Annotated in this window: 17 protein-coding genes; 10 read left to right on the plus strand and 7 right to left on the minus strand. The window is 65.3% G+C overall.

What is annotated here, in order from left to right:
• Positions 1 to 30 precede the first annotated feature (30 nt).
• Entirely contained in the window at positions 31 to 663 is a 633-nt protein-coding gene (locus tag H292_RS0123990; RefSeq protein ID WP_019665333.1) for a TetR/AcrR family transcriptional regulator, read from the minus strand.
• A gap of 66 nt (positions 664 to 729) precedes the next feature.
• Here H292_RS0123990 and H292_RS0123995 point away from each other — a divergent pair, with 66 nt between their 5' ends.
• Together H292_RS0123995 and H292_RS0124000 are read left to right on the plus strand one after the other, a co-directional pair.
• Positions 730 to 2,025, plus strand: a complete 1,296-nt coding sequence (locus H292_RS0123995) for a D-arabinono-1,4-lactone oxidase (RefSeq protein WP_019665334.1) — start codon at positions 730 to 732, stop codon at positions 2,023 to 2,025.
• Positions 2,026 to 2,043: 18 nt separating this feature from the next.
• Positions 2,044 to 3,525 (plus strand): molybdopterin-dependent oxidoreductase, encoded by a 1,482-nt coding sequence (locus tag H292_RS0124000; RefSeq protein ID WP_019665335.1) that lies wholly within the window; start codon positions 2,044 to 2,046, stop codon positions 3,523 to 3,525.
• Here H292_RS0124000 and H292_RS0124005 read toward each other — a convergent pair.
• A complete protein-coding gene (locus H292_RS0124005) occupies positions 3,518 to 4,453 on the minus strand; it encodes an adenosine deaminase (protein WP_019665336.1) in 936 nt (311 codons plus the stop codon). The genes H292_RS0124000 and H292_RS0124005 overlap by 8 nt on opposite strands.
• Positions 4,454 to 4,463: 10 nt before the next feature.
• Positions 4,464 to 5,255: an enoyl-CoA hydratase/isomerase family protein gene (locus H292_RS0124010; protein ID WP_019665337.1), complete on the minus strand. Its 792-nt coding sequence runs from the start codon at positions 5,253 to 5,255 to the stop codon at positions 4,464 to 4,466.
• An 87-nt stretch (positions 5,256 to 5,342) separates the two neighbouring features.
• Between H292_RS0124010 and H292_RS0124015 the strand changes: the two genes are divergently transcribed.
• The gene (locus H292_RS0124015; RefSeq protein ID WP_019665338.1) at positions 5,343 to 6,488 is read left to right on the plus strand and encodes an acyl-CoA dehydrogenase family protein; all 1,146 of its coding nucleotides are present in this window, start codon (positions 5,343 to 5,345) and stop codon (positions 6,486 to 6,488) included.
• A 94-nt stretch (positions 6,489 to 6,582) separates the two neighbouring features.
• On the opposite strand, the gene H292_RS0124020 is transcribed toward H292_RS0124015, so the two are convergent.
• Together H292_RS0124020 and H292_RS0124025 are read right to left on the minus strand one after the other, a co-directional pair.
• Entirely contained in the window at positions 6,583 to 8,031 is a 1,449-nt protein-coding gene (locus H292_RS0124020) for an MFS transporter (protein ID WP_019665339.1), read from the minus strand.
• A gap of 228 nt (positions 8,032 to 8,259) precedes the next feature.
• Positions 8,260 to 8,463, minus strand: coding sequence for a cold-shock protein (locus H292_RS0124025; protein WP_019665340.1), 204 nt, complete (start codon positions 8,461 to 8,463; stop codon positions 8,260 to 8,262).
• A 148-nt stretch (positions 8,464 to 8,611) separates the two neighbouring features.
• On the opposite strand from H292_RS0124025, the gene H292_RS0124030 reads away from it, so the two are divergent.
• The gene (locus H292_RS0124030) at positions 8,612 to 9,304 is read left to right on the plus strand and encodes a GNAT family N-acetyltransferase (protein ID WP_020113090.1); all 693 of its coding nucleotides are present in this window, start codon (positions 8,612 to 8,614) and stop codon (positions 9,302 to 9,304) included.
• Between the two features lie 4 nt (positions 9,305 to 9,308).
• Positions 9,309 to 10,316, plus strand: a complete 1,008-nt coding sequence (locus tag H292_RS0124035; RefSeq protein WP_051127791.1) for a glutathione S-transferase family protein — start codon at positions 9,309 to 9,311, stop codon at positions 10,314 to 10,316.
• Here the strand turns inward: H292_RS0124035 and H292_RS0124040 are convergent.
• Both H292_RS0124040 and H292_RS0124045 read right to left on the minus strand, forming a co-directional pair.
• Complete coding sequence (locus H292_RS0124040) at positions 10,298 to 10,717, minus strand: VOC family protein (RefSeq protein WP_026347826.1); 420 nt, start codon at positions 10,715 to 10,717, stop codon at positions 10,298 to 10,300. The genes H292_RS0124035 and H292_RS0124040 overlap by 19 nt on opposite strands.
• An 18-nt stretch (positions 10,718 to 10,735) precedes the next feature.
• Positions 10,736 to 11,551, minus strand: a complete 816-nt coding sequence (locus H292_RS0124045) for an AraC family transcriptional regulator (RefSeq protein WP_027499049.1) — start codon at positions 11,549 to 11,551, stop codon at positions 10,736 to 10,738.
• An 83-nt stretch (positions 11,552 to 11,634) separates the two neighbouring features.
• Between H292_RS0124045 and H292_RS0124050 the strand changes: the two genes are divergently transcribed.
• From H292_RS0124050 to H292_RS0124070, 5 genes are all read left to right on the plus strand, one after another.
• Entirely contained in the window at positions 11,635 to 12,375 is a 741-nt protein-coding gene (locus H292_RS0124050; protein ID WP_020113093.1) for a hypothetical protein, read from the plus strand.
• Positions 12,376 to 12,394: 19 nt separating this feature from the next.
• On the plus strand, positions 12,395 to 13,264 hold the full coding sequence (locus H292_RS0124055; protein WP_020113094.1) for an LLM class F420-dependent oxidoreductase: 870 nt from the start codon (positions 12,395 to 12,397) through the stop codon (positions 13,262 to 13,264).
• A 97-nt stretch (positions 13,265 to 13,361) separates the two neighbouring features.
• Complete coding sequence (locus tag H292_RS0124060; RefSeq protein WP_020113095.1) at positions 13,362 to 14,411, plus strand: ATP-binding cassette domain-containing protein; 1,050 nt, start codon at positions 13,362 to 13,364, stop codon at positions 14,409 to 14,411.
• On the plus strand, positions 14,408 to 15,172 hold the full coding sequence (locus H292_RS0124065; protein WP_019665348.1) for an ABC transporter permease: 765 nt from the start codon (positions 14,408 to 14,410) through the stop codon (positions 15,170 to 15,172). Before H292_RS0124060 ends, H292_RS0124065 begins: the two co-directional genes overlap by 4 nt.
• A gap of 36 nt (positions 15,173 to 15,208) precedes the next feature.
• Positions 15,209 to 19,000, plus strand: coding sequence for an ABC transporter ATP-binding protein (locus H292_RS0124070; protein WP_196806198.1), 3,792 nt, complete (start codon positions 15,209 to 15,211; stop codon positions 18,998 to 19,000).
• Positions 19,001 to 19,096: the final 96 nt, after the last annotated feature.

The following is a 19,096-nucleotide window of genomic DNA, read 5'->3' on the forward strand; positions in this document are numbered from 1 at the left end:
CGGTCAGCTAACCACCGATCGCCCTCCCCGTCAGATTTCGACGGCCTTGCCTGCGATGACACCGGACAGATCGTCGAGTGCAGTGATCACTGCCATGTCGTCCCTGTCGACCAGCCACCGCAGAATCAGCCCGTCGACCGTGGCCATCCCGAAATGCGCGACGGCCGACGTCGGCTCCAGCCAGCGGGTGCCGGTGATCCGCGCGCACCTGTCCAGGAACGCGAACGTGTCGGTGTCGCGAATCCGATACTGACCGGATGCGATGGTCGCGGCGACCTCCGAGCCGAGCGCGCGGTGCCGAAGCAGATACGTCTTGATCTCGTAGGACAGCAATTGCCGATCGGCCGTCTCCTCCACGAGTGGCCAGATCGCCGTCAGACCGCTGTGCACCAACATCCGCAGCCCACGCACCCCGCCGACGTGACTCGGATGCTCGAACGCGGTGAACAGCGCCGCCGTGACATCGACCACCAAGCCCTCGCCCATGGCGATGACCAGATCTTCCTTGGATTCGAAGCAGTAGTAGACGGCTCCGCGGGGAACCGACGCCTCCTCGGCGACGGCACGGACCGTCAACGCGTCCACACCGACCCGTTCGGCTAGGTTCAACGCCGCGTGGACCAGGTGTGCACGCCGAGCATCGACGGGCAGCCGGGTCTGCATGCGTCCGATAGTAGGCCCGCGTGTCGGACCCGGTGGTCGGATTCCCTCGAGTGCCATAGTGGGTCGATGACGGGGCGCGAGTGGCGTAACTGGGCAGGCAACCAAGTCGCACATCCGGCGGATGTGGTGCGGCCGAGATCGGTGCAGGACGTGATACGGACTCTGCAGCGCGGGGCGACGGTGAAGTGCGTCGGCGCCGGGCACTCGTTCACATCCATCGCGGTCACCGACGGGGTGCAGATGAGCCTGGACCTGATGCAGGGCATCGAGTCCGTACATCCCTTGCCCGACGGTTGTTCCGCCGTCACCGTCCTCGCGGGCACTCGCCTCCGCGCATTGTCGGCCGCGTTGTGGGATCTGGGTCTGGCGATGACGAACCTCGGCGACATCGACGAACAATCGATCGCCGGTGCACTCTCGACCGGTACTCACGGGACGGGACAGCGCTTCGGTGGCATCTCGACTCAGGTTCTCGCGCTGGAACTGGTGACCGCCGACGGCAGCATCGTGCACTGCTCCCGGGAGACCGAAACCGACGTGTTCGACGCCGCACGCGTCGGGCTAGGCGCTCTCGGAATCATCACGAAGGTGACGTTGCGATGCGAGCCCGCGTACGTGCTGCACGCTGCCGAAGCACCCGCGACGCTCGGTGGAACGCTCGACTCTCAGGCGTGGAACGACGCCGACCACTTCGAGTTCTACTGGTTCCCGCACACCGACCGCGTACTCACCAAAACGAACACGCGCGTGCCCGGTGACGCCACGAGGCCACTCTCTCGCCTGCGGGCGTTCGTCGACGACGACCTGCTCGCCAACCGGGCATTCGAGCTGGTCAACCGCGCCGTGACGCGATTCCCGTCGGCCATTCCGCGCGTCAACGCGTTGTCGTCCCGTGCGCTGTCCGCCCGCGAGTTCACCGATCGCAGCTACCGGGTGTTCGCGTCGACGCGCACCGTCAAATTCCGCGAGATGGAATACGCGGTCCCCGCGGACACGGTGGCGTCGGTGATACGGGAAATCGATCGGTGGCAACGATCGTCGGGATTGGTCGTCGCATTCCCCGTCGAGGTTCGCTTCGCAGCCTCCGACGACATCTGGCTCTCCACCGCCTACGGCCGCGGCACCGCCTACATCGCCGTGCATCAGTACCACCGCCGTGATCATCGCGACTACTTCGATGCCGTCGAAGCCATCGCCCGCAGCGTCGGGGGTCGCCCGCACTGGGGCAAGTTGCACTCGATGCGCGCCGACGATTTCGCCGAGATGTATCCGCGGTTCGAGGACTTCGTCGCGGTGCGCAACAGAATGGACCCGGACCGTATCTTCGGCAACGAGTATCTGCGCACCACCCTCCCTATGTGAGGCGCCTATCTTGGAGTGATGATCGAAAAGCCACTCGCCGGGATCATCGCTGCCGGAGTTGTTCTCGGCGTCGGTGAACTCGTCGCCGTACCGTTCGGGCCGAACGCATCGCCCTTCTTCGCCGTCGGATCGGCCGTCGTCGACAACACCCCCGAAGCCGTACGCGAATGGGCCATCGACACGTTCGGCACAGCCGACAAGACCGCCCTCTTCATCGGAATGGCACTGGTCATCGCTGCTATTGCAGCCGGAGCGGGCATGCTGCGTCGGCCACTCGGCGCCGTGCTCTTCGGTGTCCTGGGCGTGATCGGCGTGCTCGCCGCGGTCACTCGCTCGACCGCGACCCCGCTCACCGCGCTGCCGACGATCCTCGGCGTCGCAGCCGGCATCGTCGTCCTGAACGCCCTCCTGAAAACGAAGGACCCGGTCGCAGGTGGTGTATCCCGGCGCAGCTTTCTCGGACTCGCGCTCGCCGCAGGTGTGGTTGCCGTCGCCGCGGGAACGGCAGGCCGGTTGATCGGCCACGCACGCGATGTCACGGCCAACCGGCTCGGTTTCCGCCTCCCGGTACCGACTCCGCAGACCCCGATTCCCGACGGCGCCGACCTGCGGATCGACGGCTTGGCGTCCTACATCACCCCGAACGAGGACTTCTACCGCATCGACACTGCACTCGTGGTGCCGCAGGTGTCGTCCGAGGACTGGTCACTACGCATCCACGGGATGGTCGACCGTGAAATCGAGATCACGTTCGAGGACCTGATGTCGAGGCAAGCGGTGGAGCGGACGGTCACGCTGACGTGCGTGTCCAACATCGTCGGCGGTGACCTCGTCGGCAATGCGACGTGGATCGGCTACCCGCTGCGAGACTTCCTGGAGGAGGCCGGCATTCACGACGATGCGGACATGGTGCTGTCCTCCAGCCACGACGCCTTCACCGCCGGAACGCCGCTGGACGTGTTGCTCGACGGTAGGGACGCGCTGCTCGCCGTCGGCATGAACGGTCAACCGTTGCCCGTGGAACACGGATACCCGGCTCGTCTCGTCGTCCCGGGGCTGTACGGCTACGTGTCCGCGACCAAGTGGGTGACCGACCTCGAGATCACCCGCTTCGACAAGGCCAGCGCCTACTGGACCGACCGAGGCTGGGGCGAACGTGGACCCATCAAGACCGCATCACGTATCGACACCCCACGCTCGGGTGCCGCGGTCGACGCCGGCACCGTCGTGATCGCCGGAGTCGCCTGGCGCCAACACACCGGAATCTCCGGCGTCGACGTCCAGATCGACGACGGAAACTGGGTCGCCGCAACACTGTCCGAGGAGTACTCGACGGACACCTGGCGCCAGTGGACGTACCAGTGGGACGCGGCACCGGGCGACCACACCATCCGTGCACGAGCCACCGACGCCGACGGCGACATCCAGACCTCGATGACGGCCGACACCGTTCCCGACGGCGCCACCGGCTACCCGAAGGCGTTCGTCACCGTCAGATGAAGGACGCCTTGATCGAATTGTCGTACAGGATCTCTCGTTCGCGCTCGGTGAGACCCACCTGCTCGGTGAGCGCAGCGAAGTTGTCGTCCACGTAACCGCCGAAGTACGCCGGATCGTCGGAATTGACGGTAACCACCAGGCCACGCTCGATCATCTGCCGAATCGGATGGTCCTTCAGGTCGGGAATCACCTTGAGCCGAACATTCGACAGTGGGCACACCGTCAACGGAACCTCTTCGTCCACAAGACGATTCACCAACGCATCATCCTCGAGGCACCGCACACCGTGATCGATCCGCTCGACCTTCAGCAGATCCAGAGCCTCCCAGATGTACTCCGCCGGACCTTCCTCGCCCGCGTGCGCGACCACGTGCAAACCCTCGGCCCTGGCCTTGGCGAACACGTCCACGAACAGAGACGGCGGGAACCCCGCCTCCGCGGAATCCAGACCGAGACCGATGATCGGCGCCTTCATCGCCAGCAGATCGTCCAGCAGCTTGTTCGCATGCAACACCGGCTTGTCCCGCAGAATCGACGCGATCAACCCACTCGTGACGCCGAACTCCCGCTCGCTCGACGCCGACGCCTCGGCCAACCCCTCGACGACAGCCTCCAACGGAACACCCCGATCCGTGTGCGCCTGCGGATCGAAGAAGATCTCCGCCCGCGTCACACCACCCGCCGCAGCCCGACGAAAGTACGCCCGCGCAAGATCGGCGAAATCCTCCGCCGTCCGCAACACCGACATGTTCGCGTAGTACAGATCCAGGAACGACTGCAGATCCGTGAACTCGTACAGCGCCTCCAACTCACCGATATCGCTGTACGGCAACGCAATACCGTTCCGCTCGGCGAACTCGAAGATCTGCGAAGGCTCCAAGGACCCTTCGATGTGCATGTGCAATTCTGCGAGGGGCAACGTGGTCATTGGACCCAGCTTACTTGCCTGTGTACGTCGCCTTACCCGGGCCGTTCTCGAGAAAACTCGCAACCGCCCCGCGAAGATCATCGGTCTCGAACAACGCCCCCGACACGTCCGACGTCACCTCGTCCGCATGAGCAACACCACCCGAACGCCACGCTGCCACAATCTTTTTGGTGGCAGCGTGAGCCACCGTCGGACCGGCGGCCAACCGCTCCACCAGGGAACGGGCATAGGCGTCGACATCGTCGTGGATGCTGTTGACGACGCCCCACTCCTTCAGGGTTGCCGCGTCGTAGAGATCACCCGTCATCACGAGCTCGCGCGCACGTCCGGAACCGGCGCGCTCGGCGAGACGCTGCGGGCCGCCCATGGACGGCGTGAGCCCGACGACGGTCTCGACCAGTCCGAACTTCGCTCTCGGCGACGCCACGATGATGTCGCAGGCAAGAGAGATCTCGAAGGCCGCGGTGAGAGTCAGGCCGTGCGCGGCATACACGACCGGGCACGGCAACGCCTCGAGCGGATGCGCGATCTGCGCGAAGAGCGTGCGCCACAGATCAGCGCCCTGCTGAGCGGTCAGCCCCTCGAAGACATGCACGTCCACCCCGGCCGAGTTGACCTTGCCCTCGGCGCGCAGCAGGACCGCGCGAGGCGGATCGGCGACGAGGGCGGCGACATCGGCCGCCACGGCGTCGAACATCGCTTGGTCGAACAGGTTGAGGGGGCCGTGGTCGAAGGTCAGCACTGCGACCTCGGCGCCGGCGTCGGTGGTGTACCGGACGAGGGACGTGGGTTGGTCAGCCATGACTGTCAGAGTGCCATACGCTGCCGAAGGCGAAGTTACCGGCGAGTATTGTGCAGACGAGAATTACCGTTACCGGAAGGAACACACATGAAGCGCTCCCTGTTCGAGGACGACCACGACGCGTTCCGCGAATCCGCCCGAGAATTCGTCACCCGCACGATCGCGCCCCGAGAAGAGAAGCTCATCGAGCAGCGCTTCATCGACCGTGACATCTGGCTCGAAGCCGGACGCAACGGCTTCCTCGGCCTCGAAGTACCGGAAGAGTACGGCGGCAGCGGCGCCGACGACTACCGATTCAACGCGGTCCTCGGCGAGGAACTCGCACGATCGAGCGCGGCGGTCGCGTCGTGCTTCGGGATCCACTACGACATCGTCGCGCCGTACCTCGTCAAGCTCACCACCGAGGAACAGAAGAAGCGCTGGCTCCCCGGGTTCTGCAGCGGTGAACTCCTCACCGCCATCGCGATGACGGAACCGTCCGGCGGATCGGACCTCGCCGCATTGAAGACCACCGCCGTCAAGGACGGCGACGACTTCATCATCAACGGCTCCAAGACGTTCATCACCAACGGCAACAGCGCCGACCTCGTCATCGTCGCTACCCGCACGACGCCCGAGAAGAAGGCCAAGGGCATCACGCTCTTCGCCGTCGAGAACGGCACCGAAGGCTTCTCTCGCGGCCGCAAACTCGACAAGGTCGGCCAGCCGGAATCCGACACCGCGGAACTCTTCTTCGAGAACGTCCGCGTGCCGTCGTCGAACATGATCGGCGAATTCGACGGTGGATTCATCCACATGATGCAGCTGCTGCCGCAGGAGCGCATCAGTTGCGCCGTGGCCAACCTCGGGCAGACACGGCCGATCCTGGAGGAAACCATCCAGTACGCCAAGGACCGCAAGGCATTCGGTCAGCCCATCGGATCACTGCAGTGGAACAAATTCCTGCTCGCCGAGCTGGTCACCAAACTCGATGTCGCACAGGCATTCGTGGACAACTGCATCGTCGCGCACGGCAAGGGCGAGCTCACCGCCATCGACGCGGCCAAGGCCAAGTGGTGGACGTCCCAGGTGCAGAACGAAATCCTGGACCACTGCGTGCAGCTGCACGGCGGCTACGGCTTCATGAACGAGTACCGCGCCGCCCGGGCATGGAAGGACGCCCGCGTCAGCAAGATCTGGGCCGGGTCGAACGAAATCATGAAAGAGCTCATCGGCCGCGATCTCGGGCTCTGACCTGTGTGAGTCGAAATGCTTGTGTGAGTGGAAATGTAGGCCCTGGGGCAGGAGCGGAGCCTGCGGAGCGACCCGATGGGACTGTCATTTCCACTCACATAGGCTTGAACGCAGGCCTGGCGTAGAACGAGACCGCCACCATGCCGAGCAGCAGCACGATGGCCGGCAGAATCAACGACTGCGCCATGGCCGTGGAGAACCCGTCACGGAGCATTTCCGGTACACGACCGCTGAACTCGTTGGCACCGGCCGCGTCGGAACCCGGAATTTCCACAGCCAACCGAGACTGGATGAGGGCGCCGATACCCGCACTGCCCAGGACCGATCCGATCATTCTCGTCGTGTTGTAGACACCGGCGCCTGCGCCTGCCTGGGACAGCGGGAGATTACGAGTCGCCGTGGCCGCCAACGGCGACCAGATCAACGCGTTCGCCACACCCATCAGCGCAATGGGAATCAGAAGCTTCCAGATTGCCGTGGTCGGCGTCATGAGTACGGCCAATGCGAGCAGCGATATCGCCAGCAACAACAAACCGGTGCCCGCGATGTAGCGGGGATGGGTTCGGTCCACGAGCTTTCCGACGTTCGGCGCCAGAGCCCCCGTCAGCACGGCCATCGGAACGAACAGGATGGCAGAGCGCGTCGGGCTCAGTCCGGTCACACTCTGCGCATAGAACATGAACGGCAACATCATTCCGGCCGTCGCGAAACCCATTGCGGCGATACCGATGTTGGACAGCGAGAAATTACGATCCTTGAACAGCGCTAGTGGAACCAGCGGCTCGTTGCGGTTCTTGGCCTGCCAGTACACGAACACCGCGAAGACCACTGTCCCGGCGGCGATCAACGACCAGACGCGGCCGTCCCAGTCGAACCGCTGCCCCTCCTGGATCCCGAACACGATGGCGAACAACGCCACCGCGCTGAGCACCACACCGAGGATGTCGAACTTGTGCTCGTTGGTCGGCAACACCGGAACGAACCTCAGCGCCAACACGATGGCGACGACCCCCACCGGCACGTTGATGAAGAAAATCCACTCCCACCCGAGCGAATCGACGAGCACGCCGCCGAGAATCGGCCCGACGAGCGTCGCGACCCCGGCCACCGCACCCCAGGCGCCCATCGCCGTCCCGCGCTTGTCCGCAGGGAAGATTCGCGTGATGACCGCCATGGTCTGCGGGGTGATCATCGCTGCGCCCACACCCTGCACCGCACGAGCCGCGATCAACATCTCGATCGAACCCGACAGACCACACCACACCGACGCCAGGGTGAACACCACAAGGCCCGCGATGTAGAGATTCCGAGGTCCGAACCGATCCCCGAGCCGACCGGTCACCAAAAGCGGTACGGCATAAGCCAACAGGTACGCACTGGTCACCCAGATGACATTGTTGATATCGGTCTGCAAACCGTCGAGAATCGCCGGCTGCGCCACCGCGACAATCGTCGTGTCGACGAGAATCATGAAAAAGCCGAGACACAGCGCCCACAGCGCAGGCCACGGCTTGATCTCGACCGGCGCACTCTGCGTCGTCATCGTCTGTCCCCCGTCGGTTCATCGCCTGAGGTGACCGAACGTGACGTTCGGTCACTTGGAGTGACCGAACGGTTCATTCGGTCCCCGATGACAATGCCACCACAGCGAAGTCGGCACGCAAAGAGGCCGGGCACTCGGAGCGAACTCCGTGTGCCCGGCCTCTTCGGGTACCTGAACTGAAGACAGCGTCAAGCCGTCAGCAATTTCGGGTGGCGATCCTTGAGGGGATCAGATAGCGCGAACGCCCGTTGCCTGAGGACCCTTCTGGCCCTGTCCAACCTCGAACTCCACGCGCTGACCCTCGTCGAGCGTCTTGAAGCCAGATCCCTGGATCTCCGAGTAGTGAACGAACACGTCAGGTCCGCCACCATCCTGCTCGATGAAGCCGAAGCCCTTTTCGCCGTTGAACCACTTAACACTGCCCTGCGTCATACCGTAAACCTTCTGTAAGCGAGCTAGCCCTTCACGTCGAAGCACTAATCTCACTGGCGATACTGCCATTGATCACGCGATTGCGAAACAGCGGGGCAGAAAAAGTCCAATAGCTTGATTTTCCCGAGCACCCGATAGCCTCGATTCGGTGGATTCACATCATCACGACATCATCCGCCTCGCGTGGTCCAGGCACTTCGACCTCGGCGATTCCGCGTTTCGGCCCGGTGTTCGCCACGTGCACTCCGACGAGAATGCGACCTCCGTCACACTTGTTCGTCTCGGTGACTCCAGCGCACTGATCGGGCCCGCGTCGGCACTGACCGCGGCGGCGACGATGTCCGACGACGAGCTGACCGGCGGACGCCTGAGGGAACTCGCTTCCGGTCGCACATCCGGCCCGATCGTGTTGTCGTACGCCGACGATGCCGGCACCACCATCGACCGCCACGATCCACTGATCTCGCACGAACGCGCACACGTCGACAGTCTCGAATCCGCCTGTGCGCCCGACGACGTGATCGCTGCCGACCTCGTGCACAAGCAGTCGTGGTTCACCCTTCTCGGCGACGACGCACCTGTGGACGCAGCCGCACCGCTCGCGAGTGCGGGCTACGCGGAATGGCAAGGACTTCTCGGCGACGTCGGGGTGCTCACCGCCCCTGATGCCCGACGCCAGGGCAACGGCCAGGTCGTGTCGCGCCTCGCCACCAACGAAGCGTTCGACGAAGGAATGATCCCGCAGTGGCGGTGCCACGCCGACAACGTCGTTGCCCGACGGCTCGGCGCGAGACTGGGTTTCGAAGAGTGGGGTGCGCTGGTGTCGATCGAAGTAGGTTGAAGGTATGAGTTATGTGGAGAACGGCAAGGAATTCACCCGCGACACCAACTACATCGAAACCCGCATCACCGCGGACGGCCGCGACGGGTATCCGGTCGAGCCGGGCAGATATCGACTGGTCGCTGCCCGCGCGTGCCCGTGGGCTCACCGCTCGATCATCGTCCGTCGTCTTCTCGGCCTCGAAGACGTGCTGTCGCTCGGCATTCCAGGTCCGACGCACGATCCACGCAGTTGGAACTTCGACGAGGAACCCGGGGGCGTCGACCCGGTCCTGAACATCCCCCGGCTGCAGGACGCCTACTTCGCACGGTTCCCCGACTACCCGCGCGGCATCACCGTGCCGGCGATCGTCGAGATCGCCACAGGACAGGTCGTCACCAACAACTTCCCGCAGATCACCCTCGATCTCGAGACCGAGTGGACGCAGCACCACCGCGACGGCGCCCCCGACCTGTACCCGCAGGCGCTTCGATCCGAGATCGACGAAGTCTCCAAGCGCGTGTTCACCGAGGTCAACAACGGCGTCTACCGCTGCGGATTCGCCGGGTCACAGGAGGCGTACAACGATGCGTACGACAGGCTGTTCACTGCACTGGATTGGTTGACCGGGCGGCTGAGCGAGCAGCGCTACCTCGTCGGAGACACCATCACCGAGGCCGACGTCCGCCTGTTCACCACACTCGTGCGGTTCGACGCCGTCTATCACGGCCACTTCAAATGCAACCGCAGCAAGCTCACGGAGATCCCGGTGCTCTGGAACTACGCCCGGGACCTGTTCCAGACGCCGGGCTTCGGAGACACCGTCGACTTCGACCACATCAAGAGGCACTACTACGTGGTGCACACCGACATCAATCCCACGTCGATCGTGCCCAAAGGACCGGATCTGCACGGCTGGCTCGAACCGCACGGCCGTGAATCACTCGGTGGACGTCCCTTCGGGGACGGAACCCCGCCTCCCCCGCCTCGCACCGAGGAGCTAGTTCCCGCCGATCACTGGGTTCCGGCGTAGGTTCCGAAACTCCACAGCACACCCTCGGGGTCGCGGCACGTGAAGCCGCGGCTTCCGTAGTCCTCCTCCCGAAGCCCCTGGACGACGACGCCACCTGCCGCCACGACGCGATCGTGAATCTCGTCGGGGTGGTCGGTGACGACGTAGGCAGAGCCCACTCCAGCAGGTAGATCGGATATCGCGCTGTCCGGTCGGGCCTGGAGTGGAGCCTGCGGAACGACCCGACTTGCACTGCCGAGCATCACGCCGCCGCCTTCGGGCCAGCGGAGTTCGGCGTGTTCGACGACGTCGCCGTCGCCGTACACGGCGGCCTCGGCGAACCCGAGGACGTCGACGAGGAACGTGATTGCCGCGCGGGCGTCCCGGTAGCGGAAACAAGGCCAGACTGTCGTGGATGTCATGGCCACAGCATGCTCGGATCAGACGTCGTCATCTTGTACGAATGCGAACTTCTCTTCCCGACGCCACCGCGACGGCGCCATCCCGGCGAACTCGCGCCACTCCCGCGCCATGTGTGCCTGGTCGTAGTACCCGCACTGTGCGGCGATGTCGGCGAGGGGAGGAATCGTCTCGCGTCGCAGAAGTCGATGAGATGCATCGAAACGCGCGATCCGCGCCGCGTCCTTCGGCCCGACGCCGAACTCCGCCGTGAACCGGTTGATCAGGTGCCGTCGACTCCACCCGATTTCCCGCGCCACATCCCCGACGCGTGCCGATCCACCGTTCTCCACCAGCAGACGCCAGGCTTCGGTCAACGTCGGATCGATCGCGCTCGCCACCAACGCACGGCCGAGGATCTCGTCGAGCACATCGAAGCGTCGATCCCAGTCCGACTCGGCGGACACACGCTCGACCATCTCGGCGGCCTGGGGCAGCACCTCCGACAGATCGACCATCCATTCCCCCAAAGCCGACGTCGGCACTCCGAACAGCGCGCGCGACCCCGCAGGCGTCAACGACAACTGGATCCCGTGTTGATTGCCGTCGTGCGCAATCGTCACGGGCTCGGCCGAAATGCCACTGGCCAACGTCTCGAACGCACAGGACCCCTGCCGCGGAGAATCCGCGATCTCGAGCTTCGACTCGATCGACACGATGACCGTCAACGCCGGACTCGGCATGCCCACATGCTCGCCCGGCTCGAAACCGGCAAGCCGATATCCGTCGTACGACGAGACGTACGGCCGAAGCCGGCCGGCAGGACGCCGTCGCGCACCATCGGAAACACAGCCCATTCACGCAGGGTAGAACCGTGAGCGAACGGGTAGCAATGGGTCGGGGCCGGAAAACCGGTACGACGAGCAGATCGGGAGCGCCGGTGGCGAAGAAGAGCAACGACCAGGTCGACACCTTCAAGGAAGGCGGGCGTCTCGAGAAATCGCTCGTCAAGATCCTCGACAACGCATCGCGCCTGCAGGGGCCCGCCGTCGAGAAGTACGTCGCACACATGCGTCGGGCACACCCGAACGACACGCCTGCACAGCTGATCGAGCGTCTGGAGAACCGCTTCCTCCTCGCCGTCACCGGCAGTGGCAGCGCCGTCGGCGGAGCGGCCGCGGTACCGGGGGTCGGCACCGTCGCGTCGATCGCCGCCGTGGGCGCCGAGACCGCATTCTTCATCGAATCGTCGGCGCTGCTGACATTGTCGGTCGCATCGGTGCACGGCATTCCGGTGCACGATCACCAACAACGACGCGCGCTGGTCCTGTCGGTGGCGCTGGGTGAATCCGGCATGCAGATCGTCCAGAAGACCGTCGGCAGCTCCGCGAAGAACTGGGGCCCGCTCGTCACATCGCGAATTCCCGGTGGCGCGATGACGAACATGAACAAGTCCCTCGTCAAGAAATTCGTCCAGAAGTACCTGGCCAAGCGCAGTGCACTGCTGTTCGGCAAACTTCTGCCCGCAGGAATCGGCGCCGTGATCGGCGGCGCAGGAAACCGCGTCATCGGCAAGGGCGTCATCCGCAACGCCCGCGAAGCCTTCGGACCGGCACCGAAGATGTGGCCCGAAGGCGCCGTCATCGACGCGGACCCGATCGACGGAATTCTCGAGCAGTGACTCGGCGTTGGGACACCATATGACCACCGACACACCTGAGCAGCGCACACCCGATCTGGGCACACCCGATTTGGGCACACTCGGAATCTGGCGGCACTACTCCGGCATCCCGCCGGAACTGGCCCGCATCATCGAATCCAGCGGCTACGGCACGATCTGGCTCGGTGGCTCGCCGCCGGCAGACCTGACCTCGGCCGAGGAGATCCTCGACGCCACCGAGTCCATCGTCGTTGCCACCGGCATCGTCAACATCTGGTCCGCCGCCGCGCCCGACGTGGCCGAGTCCTACCACCGCATCGAGAAGAAGCATCCCGGTCGATTCCTCCTCGGCATCGGTGCCGGGCATCCCGAAGCGACGCAGGAGTACCAGAAGCCGTACGACGCGCTGGTGAACTATCTCGACGCCCTCGACGACGGCGGCGTCCCCGAGTCCCGACGCGTACTCGCAGCCCTCGGTCCGAAGGTGCTGAAACTGTCGGCCGATCGAAGCGCAGGCGCTCACCCGTACCTGACGACGCCCGAGCACACCGCCGAAGCCCGCGAGATCCTCGGCCCGGACAAGATCCTCGCGCCCGAACACAAGGCAGTGCTCGAATCCGATGCGGAGAAGGCTCGGGAGATCGGGCGGCCGCCCGTCAACAATCCTTACCTGCACCTGGTGAACTACGTGAACAACCTGAAGCGTCTCGGGTACTCCGCGGACGAGATCGGCGACGGCGGCAGCGATCGTCTCATCGACGCCTTGGTCGCACACGGAGACGCGGACGCCATCGCCTCCCGGCTCCGTCAGCACCTCTACGCGGGCGCCTCGCACGTCACGCTGCACTCGCTACCCGACGACGGCGACCCGTCGGTGATCTACCGGGAAGTGGCCGCGGCATTTCTGTGAAGCTCGTGCTCCCCTGACCGACGTGTGAACCCGTAACCTCGTACCGGGCCGGATCTTCCGGCCCGGTACTTCACGTCGGCCCGGGGGACACGCACACATGACGTACGGCTTCGGCAACGCACTGGAAGCGCACGGACTGACCAAGAACTTCGGCACCGTCCGCGCGGTGTCGGATCTGTCCTTCGCCGTGCCCCGCGGCTCCATCACCGGCTTTCTCGGCCCCAACGGATCCGGCAAGACCACCACCCTTCGATTACTGCTCGGTCTCGCGAAACCCACTACAGGAATCGGACTGGTCACCGGTGTCCCGTTCTCCGAACTCGTCGACCCGGCCCGTACCGTCGGCGCGGTCCTCGACTCGCGCAGCCTGCATCCCAAGCGAACTGCCATCGGTCACCTCGGCATCTTCGCGTCGGCGATCGGTGTCCCCGACTCACGTGCCGCGGACGTCCTCCACCTCGTCGGACTCAGCGACACCGCCAAACGCCAGGTCGGCGGCTTCTCCTTGGGAATGCGGCAACGACTGGCCCTCGCCACCGCGCTGCTCGGCGACCCCGAGATCCTCGTACTCGACGAACCGGCCAACGGACTCGACCCCGAAGGCATCGCCTGGCTCCGCGACTTCCTGAAGTCCTACGTGGCCGGCGGCAGGACCGTGCTGATCTCCAGCCATCTCCTGCGCGAGGTCGAGGCCACCGTCGACAACCTCGTCATCGTCAGTGCAGGGTCGCTCGTCTACCAGGGCAGCATCGAACAACTGCGCTCCTCACGACCCAACCGGATCCTCGTCGCGGTATCCGATCCCGCAACCCTCGCGCTCGCCCTCGCGTCGAACGGCATCACCAACACACAACTCCTTCCCGACGGCCGTCTCGGAGTCGCCGGCGCCGACGCGGACACCGTGCGCCGCATCGCCGTGGCAGCCGAGGTCACGGTCTTCGGAACCAGCAGCGAACACGTCGACCTCGAGCAGGTCTTTCTCTCCATGACGGCCGGGCAGTACGCGGCAGCACCGAGCCACCCACCACAGCACGCGGGTTACCCGCCACCCGGCTACGGACAACCGCCACCCGGCTACGGACAACCGCAGCCCGGCTACTGGCCGCCCGCTGCACAACCGTCTCCGTGGGAAGGTGACCGACGATGAGCACTGTCCTCACCTCGGAAATTCGCAAGGTCACCACCCTGAAGTTCTGGTGGGCCCTGGCACTACCGCCGGTGTTCGTCGGCATCGGCGCCACCGCCATCTCCTCGGCGGTCGGCAAGGGCATGAGCGACATCACCGGCAGCGAGATGAACGAAGTGGTCCTCGCCGGGCTCTTCGTCGCCCTCGGTGCGGCAACACTGTTCGGATCCGTGTTCTCGGCGATCAACGCCGGAACGGAGTTTCGCCACGACACGATCACGACGTCGTTCCTGTCCGCGCGTGGGCGCGATCGGGTCATCGGCGCCAAAGTGCTCGTGACGGCACTCTTCGCGTTGGGATACGGGCTGGTGGTCTCCATCCTGACCATTCTGTGCATGCTCGCGTTCACCGCCGGAGACTTCACACTGAACGGCGACGTCTTCGGCTACATCGCAGCAGGACTGTTCGTCGTCGTGATGTGGTCGCTCATCGGATCCGGTCTCGGGCTGCTGTTCGGTTCACCCACCTGGCCGTCGATCGCCATCGTCGCCTGGTTCCCCGTCGGTGAACTGGTTGTCCTCGGCATTCTCTCCGGCCTCGGCCTCGTCGGGTTCTGGCAGATCGCACCCGGATCTCTGACGCTGTCCACCGTCGTCGCGTGGAACCTCGACGACGGCAACGGCTTGGCAGAGTGGCCGTGGGCGCCCATCGGCCTGGCGCTGTGGGCCGCACTGATCGTCGTTGCCGGGTGGCTGCGGACCCGGGAGCGTGACATCAGCTGATCGCCTGTCGGAGGTGCGGACTACCGTTCGCTATCGATGAGTGAATCCTGGATACGTCGGCTCGTAGCGCAGTGCTGGGTGCACCGACGCACCGCCGTGGGCGCGTTGGCCGTCACGATGATCGCCGCCGTCATCGACATCTCGTTTCCGTTGCTGACACGGATCGCCATCGACGACGCCTCTGCCGGTGCGGGCGAGACCATCATGTGGGTCGCCCTCGCGATCGGCGGCCTGGCCGTGGTCCGGTTCGGATGCCAGTTCGGCCGACGACTCCTCGCCGGTCGCCTTTCGGTCGACGTACAACACGACCTGCGCCTCGGCCTGCTCTCCTCCCTGCAACGCCTCGACGGCCGCAAACAGGACGAAATCCGCACCGGCCAAGTGGTGTCCCGGTCCATCACCGACCTACAGCTGGTGCAGGGCCTCCTCGCCATGGTTCCGCTGTCCGCGGGCGCGCTCCTGCAATTCGTCCTCGCACTCGTGGTGATGGCGTACCTGTCCCCGCTCCTCACCGTCGTCGCGCTGGCGATCGTCCCCGCCGTCACGTTGGTCGTGTACAAAGTCCGACCGAAGCAGTTCGCCGCCACCTGGTCGGCCCAACAACGCGCCGCCGACCTGGCCCAACACGTCGAGGAAACCGTCACCGGTGTCCGCGTCGTCAAAGGCTTCGGACAGGAAGGACGCGCCGTCGATCGGCTGGAGAACCTGTCCCGCACCCTGTTCGCCGAGCGGATGAGATCAGCGAAGATCAACGCCCGGCTCGCCCCTTCCATGGCCGCAATCCCCCAACTCGGCCTCGTCGGCGTCATCGCGCTCGGCGGCTACCTCGCACTGCACGGCCACATCACCGTCGGCACGTTCCTGGCCTTCGCCACCTACGTCGCGACCCTGTCCGCAGTCACCCGCACTCTGTCCTCCGTCGTCATCCTCGCGCAGCTCTCTCGGGCCGCAGTCGAGCGTGTCTACGACGTCATCGACACCGGCCCATCCGTACCCGAGCCGCCGCACCCCATCGCCCTCCCCGACGGCCCCCTCGGTATCGACCTGTCCGCCGTCACCTTCGGTTTCGAGCCCGAACGCGACGTACTCCGATCCTTCGATCTCGCCGTCGCACCAGGTGAGAGCGTCGCCGTCGTCGGGCACGCAGGGTCGGGCAAGACAGCACTGTCGTTGCTTCTGCCACGCTTCTACAGTCCGCGCTCGGGCTCCGTCGCCCTCACCTCGACCGGCGATTGCGCCGCGCGAATCGACGTGGCCGACGTCAGCGCCGAGCACCTCCGCGAAGCAGTCGGCCTCGTGTTCGACGAGCCGTTCCTGTTCTCCGACACCATCGCAGCCAACATCGCCCTCGGCCGTCCCGACGCCACCGCCGAGGAAATACACGACGCCGCCGTACTCGCCGAAGCAGCCGACTTCATCTCCGAACTCCCCGACGGCTACGACTCCGTGGTCGGCGAACGCGGCCTCACCCTGTCCGGCGGCCAACGACAACGCATAGCGCTGGCCCGGGCTCTGCTCACCGACCCGAGAGTTCTCGTCCTCGACGACGCAACCTCCGCTGTCGACGCGACAACCGAGGCCAAGATCTTCGACGCACTCCGGCGTCGACCACGGCGCACCACCATCGTGCTCGCGCACCGCCGATCCACGCTGACCCTCGCCGACCGAGTCGCCGTACTCGACGGCGGCAGAGTCATCGACATCGGAACCGTCGACCAACTCGACGCGCGATGTCCACTGTTCCGCGAACTGCTCTCCAACGACCAGAAAGCCGACGACGGCGCTACCGACGCTTCCGCGTCTGCGACGCCGCAGCGCAACGAGCTGTGGCCCGACACCGAGCCTGCGCTTACGGGCACGGCGGCTACGACGTCCGGCACACCACAGAGCGCGGGCAGACCCACCGGCGGCGGAGGCGGCGGTCAGATCGCCGGGGCCCTCGGAAGTGTCGCGGCCACCCCCGAGCTCAGGGACGCCGTCGACGCCCTTCCCCCAGCTACCGAAATGCCGCCCACGCCCAGCGCCGTACGCGCCCCGGACACCGACTTCCGGCTGTCACGGCTCCTCACGCCGGTACGCACACTCCTCGTAGCCGTCGTCGTCCTGCTCGCGCTCGACTCCCTCGCGTCGATCGCGTTTCCATCCATCGTTCGTTTCGCCGTCGACGACGGAGTCTCCCGCGCCGACACGGGCGCTCTCTGGACAGCCACCGCGACAGGCGTGTTCCTCGCGGTCGCCGGGTGGTTCGTCATCGCAGCCACCACGGTCATCACCGCCAGAGCAGGCGAACGCGTGCTGTTCGGGTTACGGGTCAAGAGCTACGCGCACATCCAGCGCCTCGGACTCGACTACTACGAGCGGGAACTGTCCGGCCGCATCATGACCAGAATGACGACGGACGTCGACGCACTGTCCACCTTCATCCAGACCGGGGCGTCCACGGCAGTCGTCAGCCTCGTGACCGTCGTCGGCATCGCCACGGCCCTGCTGATCACCGACCTGCCTCTCGGACTCGTCGCGCTGGCAGTCGTACCTCCTCTCATCATCGCGACCGTCGTGTTCAAGCGGATCTCCTCCGCCGCGTACACCGAGTCCAGGGAAAGAATCTCCGCGGTCAACGCCGACTTCCAGGAGAACATCGCCGGTCTGCGCTCCGCACAGGCCTACCGCCGAGAACAGTTCGCCGCCGACAGGTTCGCCGAGCGAGCCGACCTGTATCGCGCAAGCCGGATGCGTTCTCAGCGCGCGATCTCGGTGTACTTCCCCTTCATCACGTTCCTGTCCGACGCCGCACTCGCGCTCGTCGTGTTCGTCGGTGCTCACCAGGTCGCCTCCGGGTCGACCTCCGCCGGAACCCTCGTCGCGTTCGTGCTCTACCTCGGCCTGCTGTTCGGGCCCATCCAGCAACTGTCCCAAGTGTTCGACGGCTACCAGCAAGCCAGCGTCGGGGTACGGAGAATCGGCGACCTCCTGCGCACCCCCAGTTCCATCGAAGCAGCGACGACCGGAGCTGCCACACGCATTCCCGACGGCCGACTCAGAACCGACATCGCCTTCGACGAAGTCGGCTTCCGCTATGCCGGGGCAGACACCGAAGCACTCAGTGAGGTCAATCTCACAATCCCCCGTGGAGCAACCGTCGCCCTCGTCGGAGAGACCGGCGCGGGCAAGTCCACCATCGTCAAACTCCTCGCCCGGTTCTACGACCCGACTTCCGGATCGGTACGCGTCGGCGGCACCGATCTCCGCGACTATTCACTCGCCGAATACCGCGGCAGGCTCGGCGTCGTCCCGCAGGAAGCGCACCTCTTCACCGGCGACGTCGCGTCGAACATCGCCTTCGGCAAACCCGACGCAACACGCGAGGAGATCGAAGCAGCGGCCCGCGCCGTCGGCGCACTGGAGGCCATCGCCGCACTTCGAGGCGGTATGCGCCAACCCGTCGGCGAACGTGGTCAAGGCCTGTCCGCCGGCCAGAGGCAGCTGATCGCGCTGGCCCGAGCCGAGCTGGTGGACCCCGACCTGATGCTCCTCGACGAGGCGACCGCGACACTCGATCCCGCGACCGAACGCACGGTCCTCGACGCCAGCACGCGGGTGCTGCGTGCACGAACGTCCGTCGTCGTCGCACACCGATTGGCGACGGCGGCACGCGCCGACATGATCGTCGTGGTCGACCACGGTCGGATCGTCGAGACCGGGACTCACGACGATCTGAGATCCCGCGGCGGGTATTACGCACGCTTGTGGGATGCGGCCGAAACGCGCGGCGGGAATAATTCGATAAGCACAGGAGTCGTCAGCAACGAGGTTGACAGTTACTCGTGAGTACATACCACAGCCACGTCCCGGACGTCCGCGCTCCCCGGATGAGGTCTACCCTGGATGTGTACGCGCGTGTGATCGGGAACGAAGAGAAGAAGC

Origin of the sequence: Rhodococcus sp. 114MFTsu3.1, from assembly GCF_000383555.1 — a bacterium.
GTDB lineage: Bacteria > Actinomycetota > Actinomycetes > Mycobacteriales > Mycobacteriaceae > Rhodococcoides > Rhodococcoides fascians_E.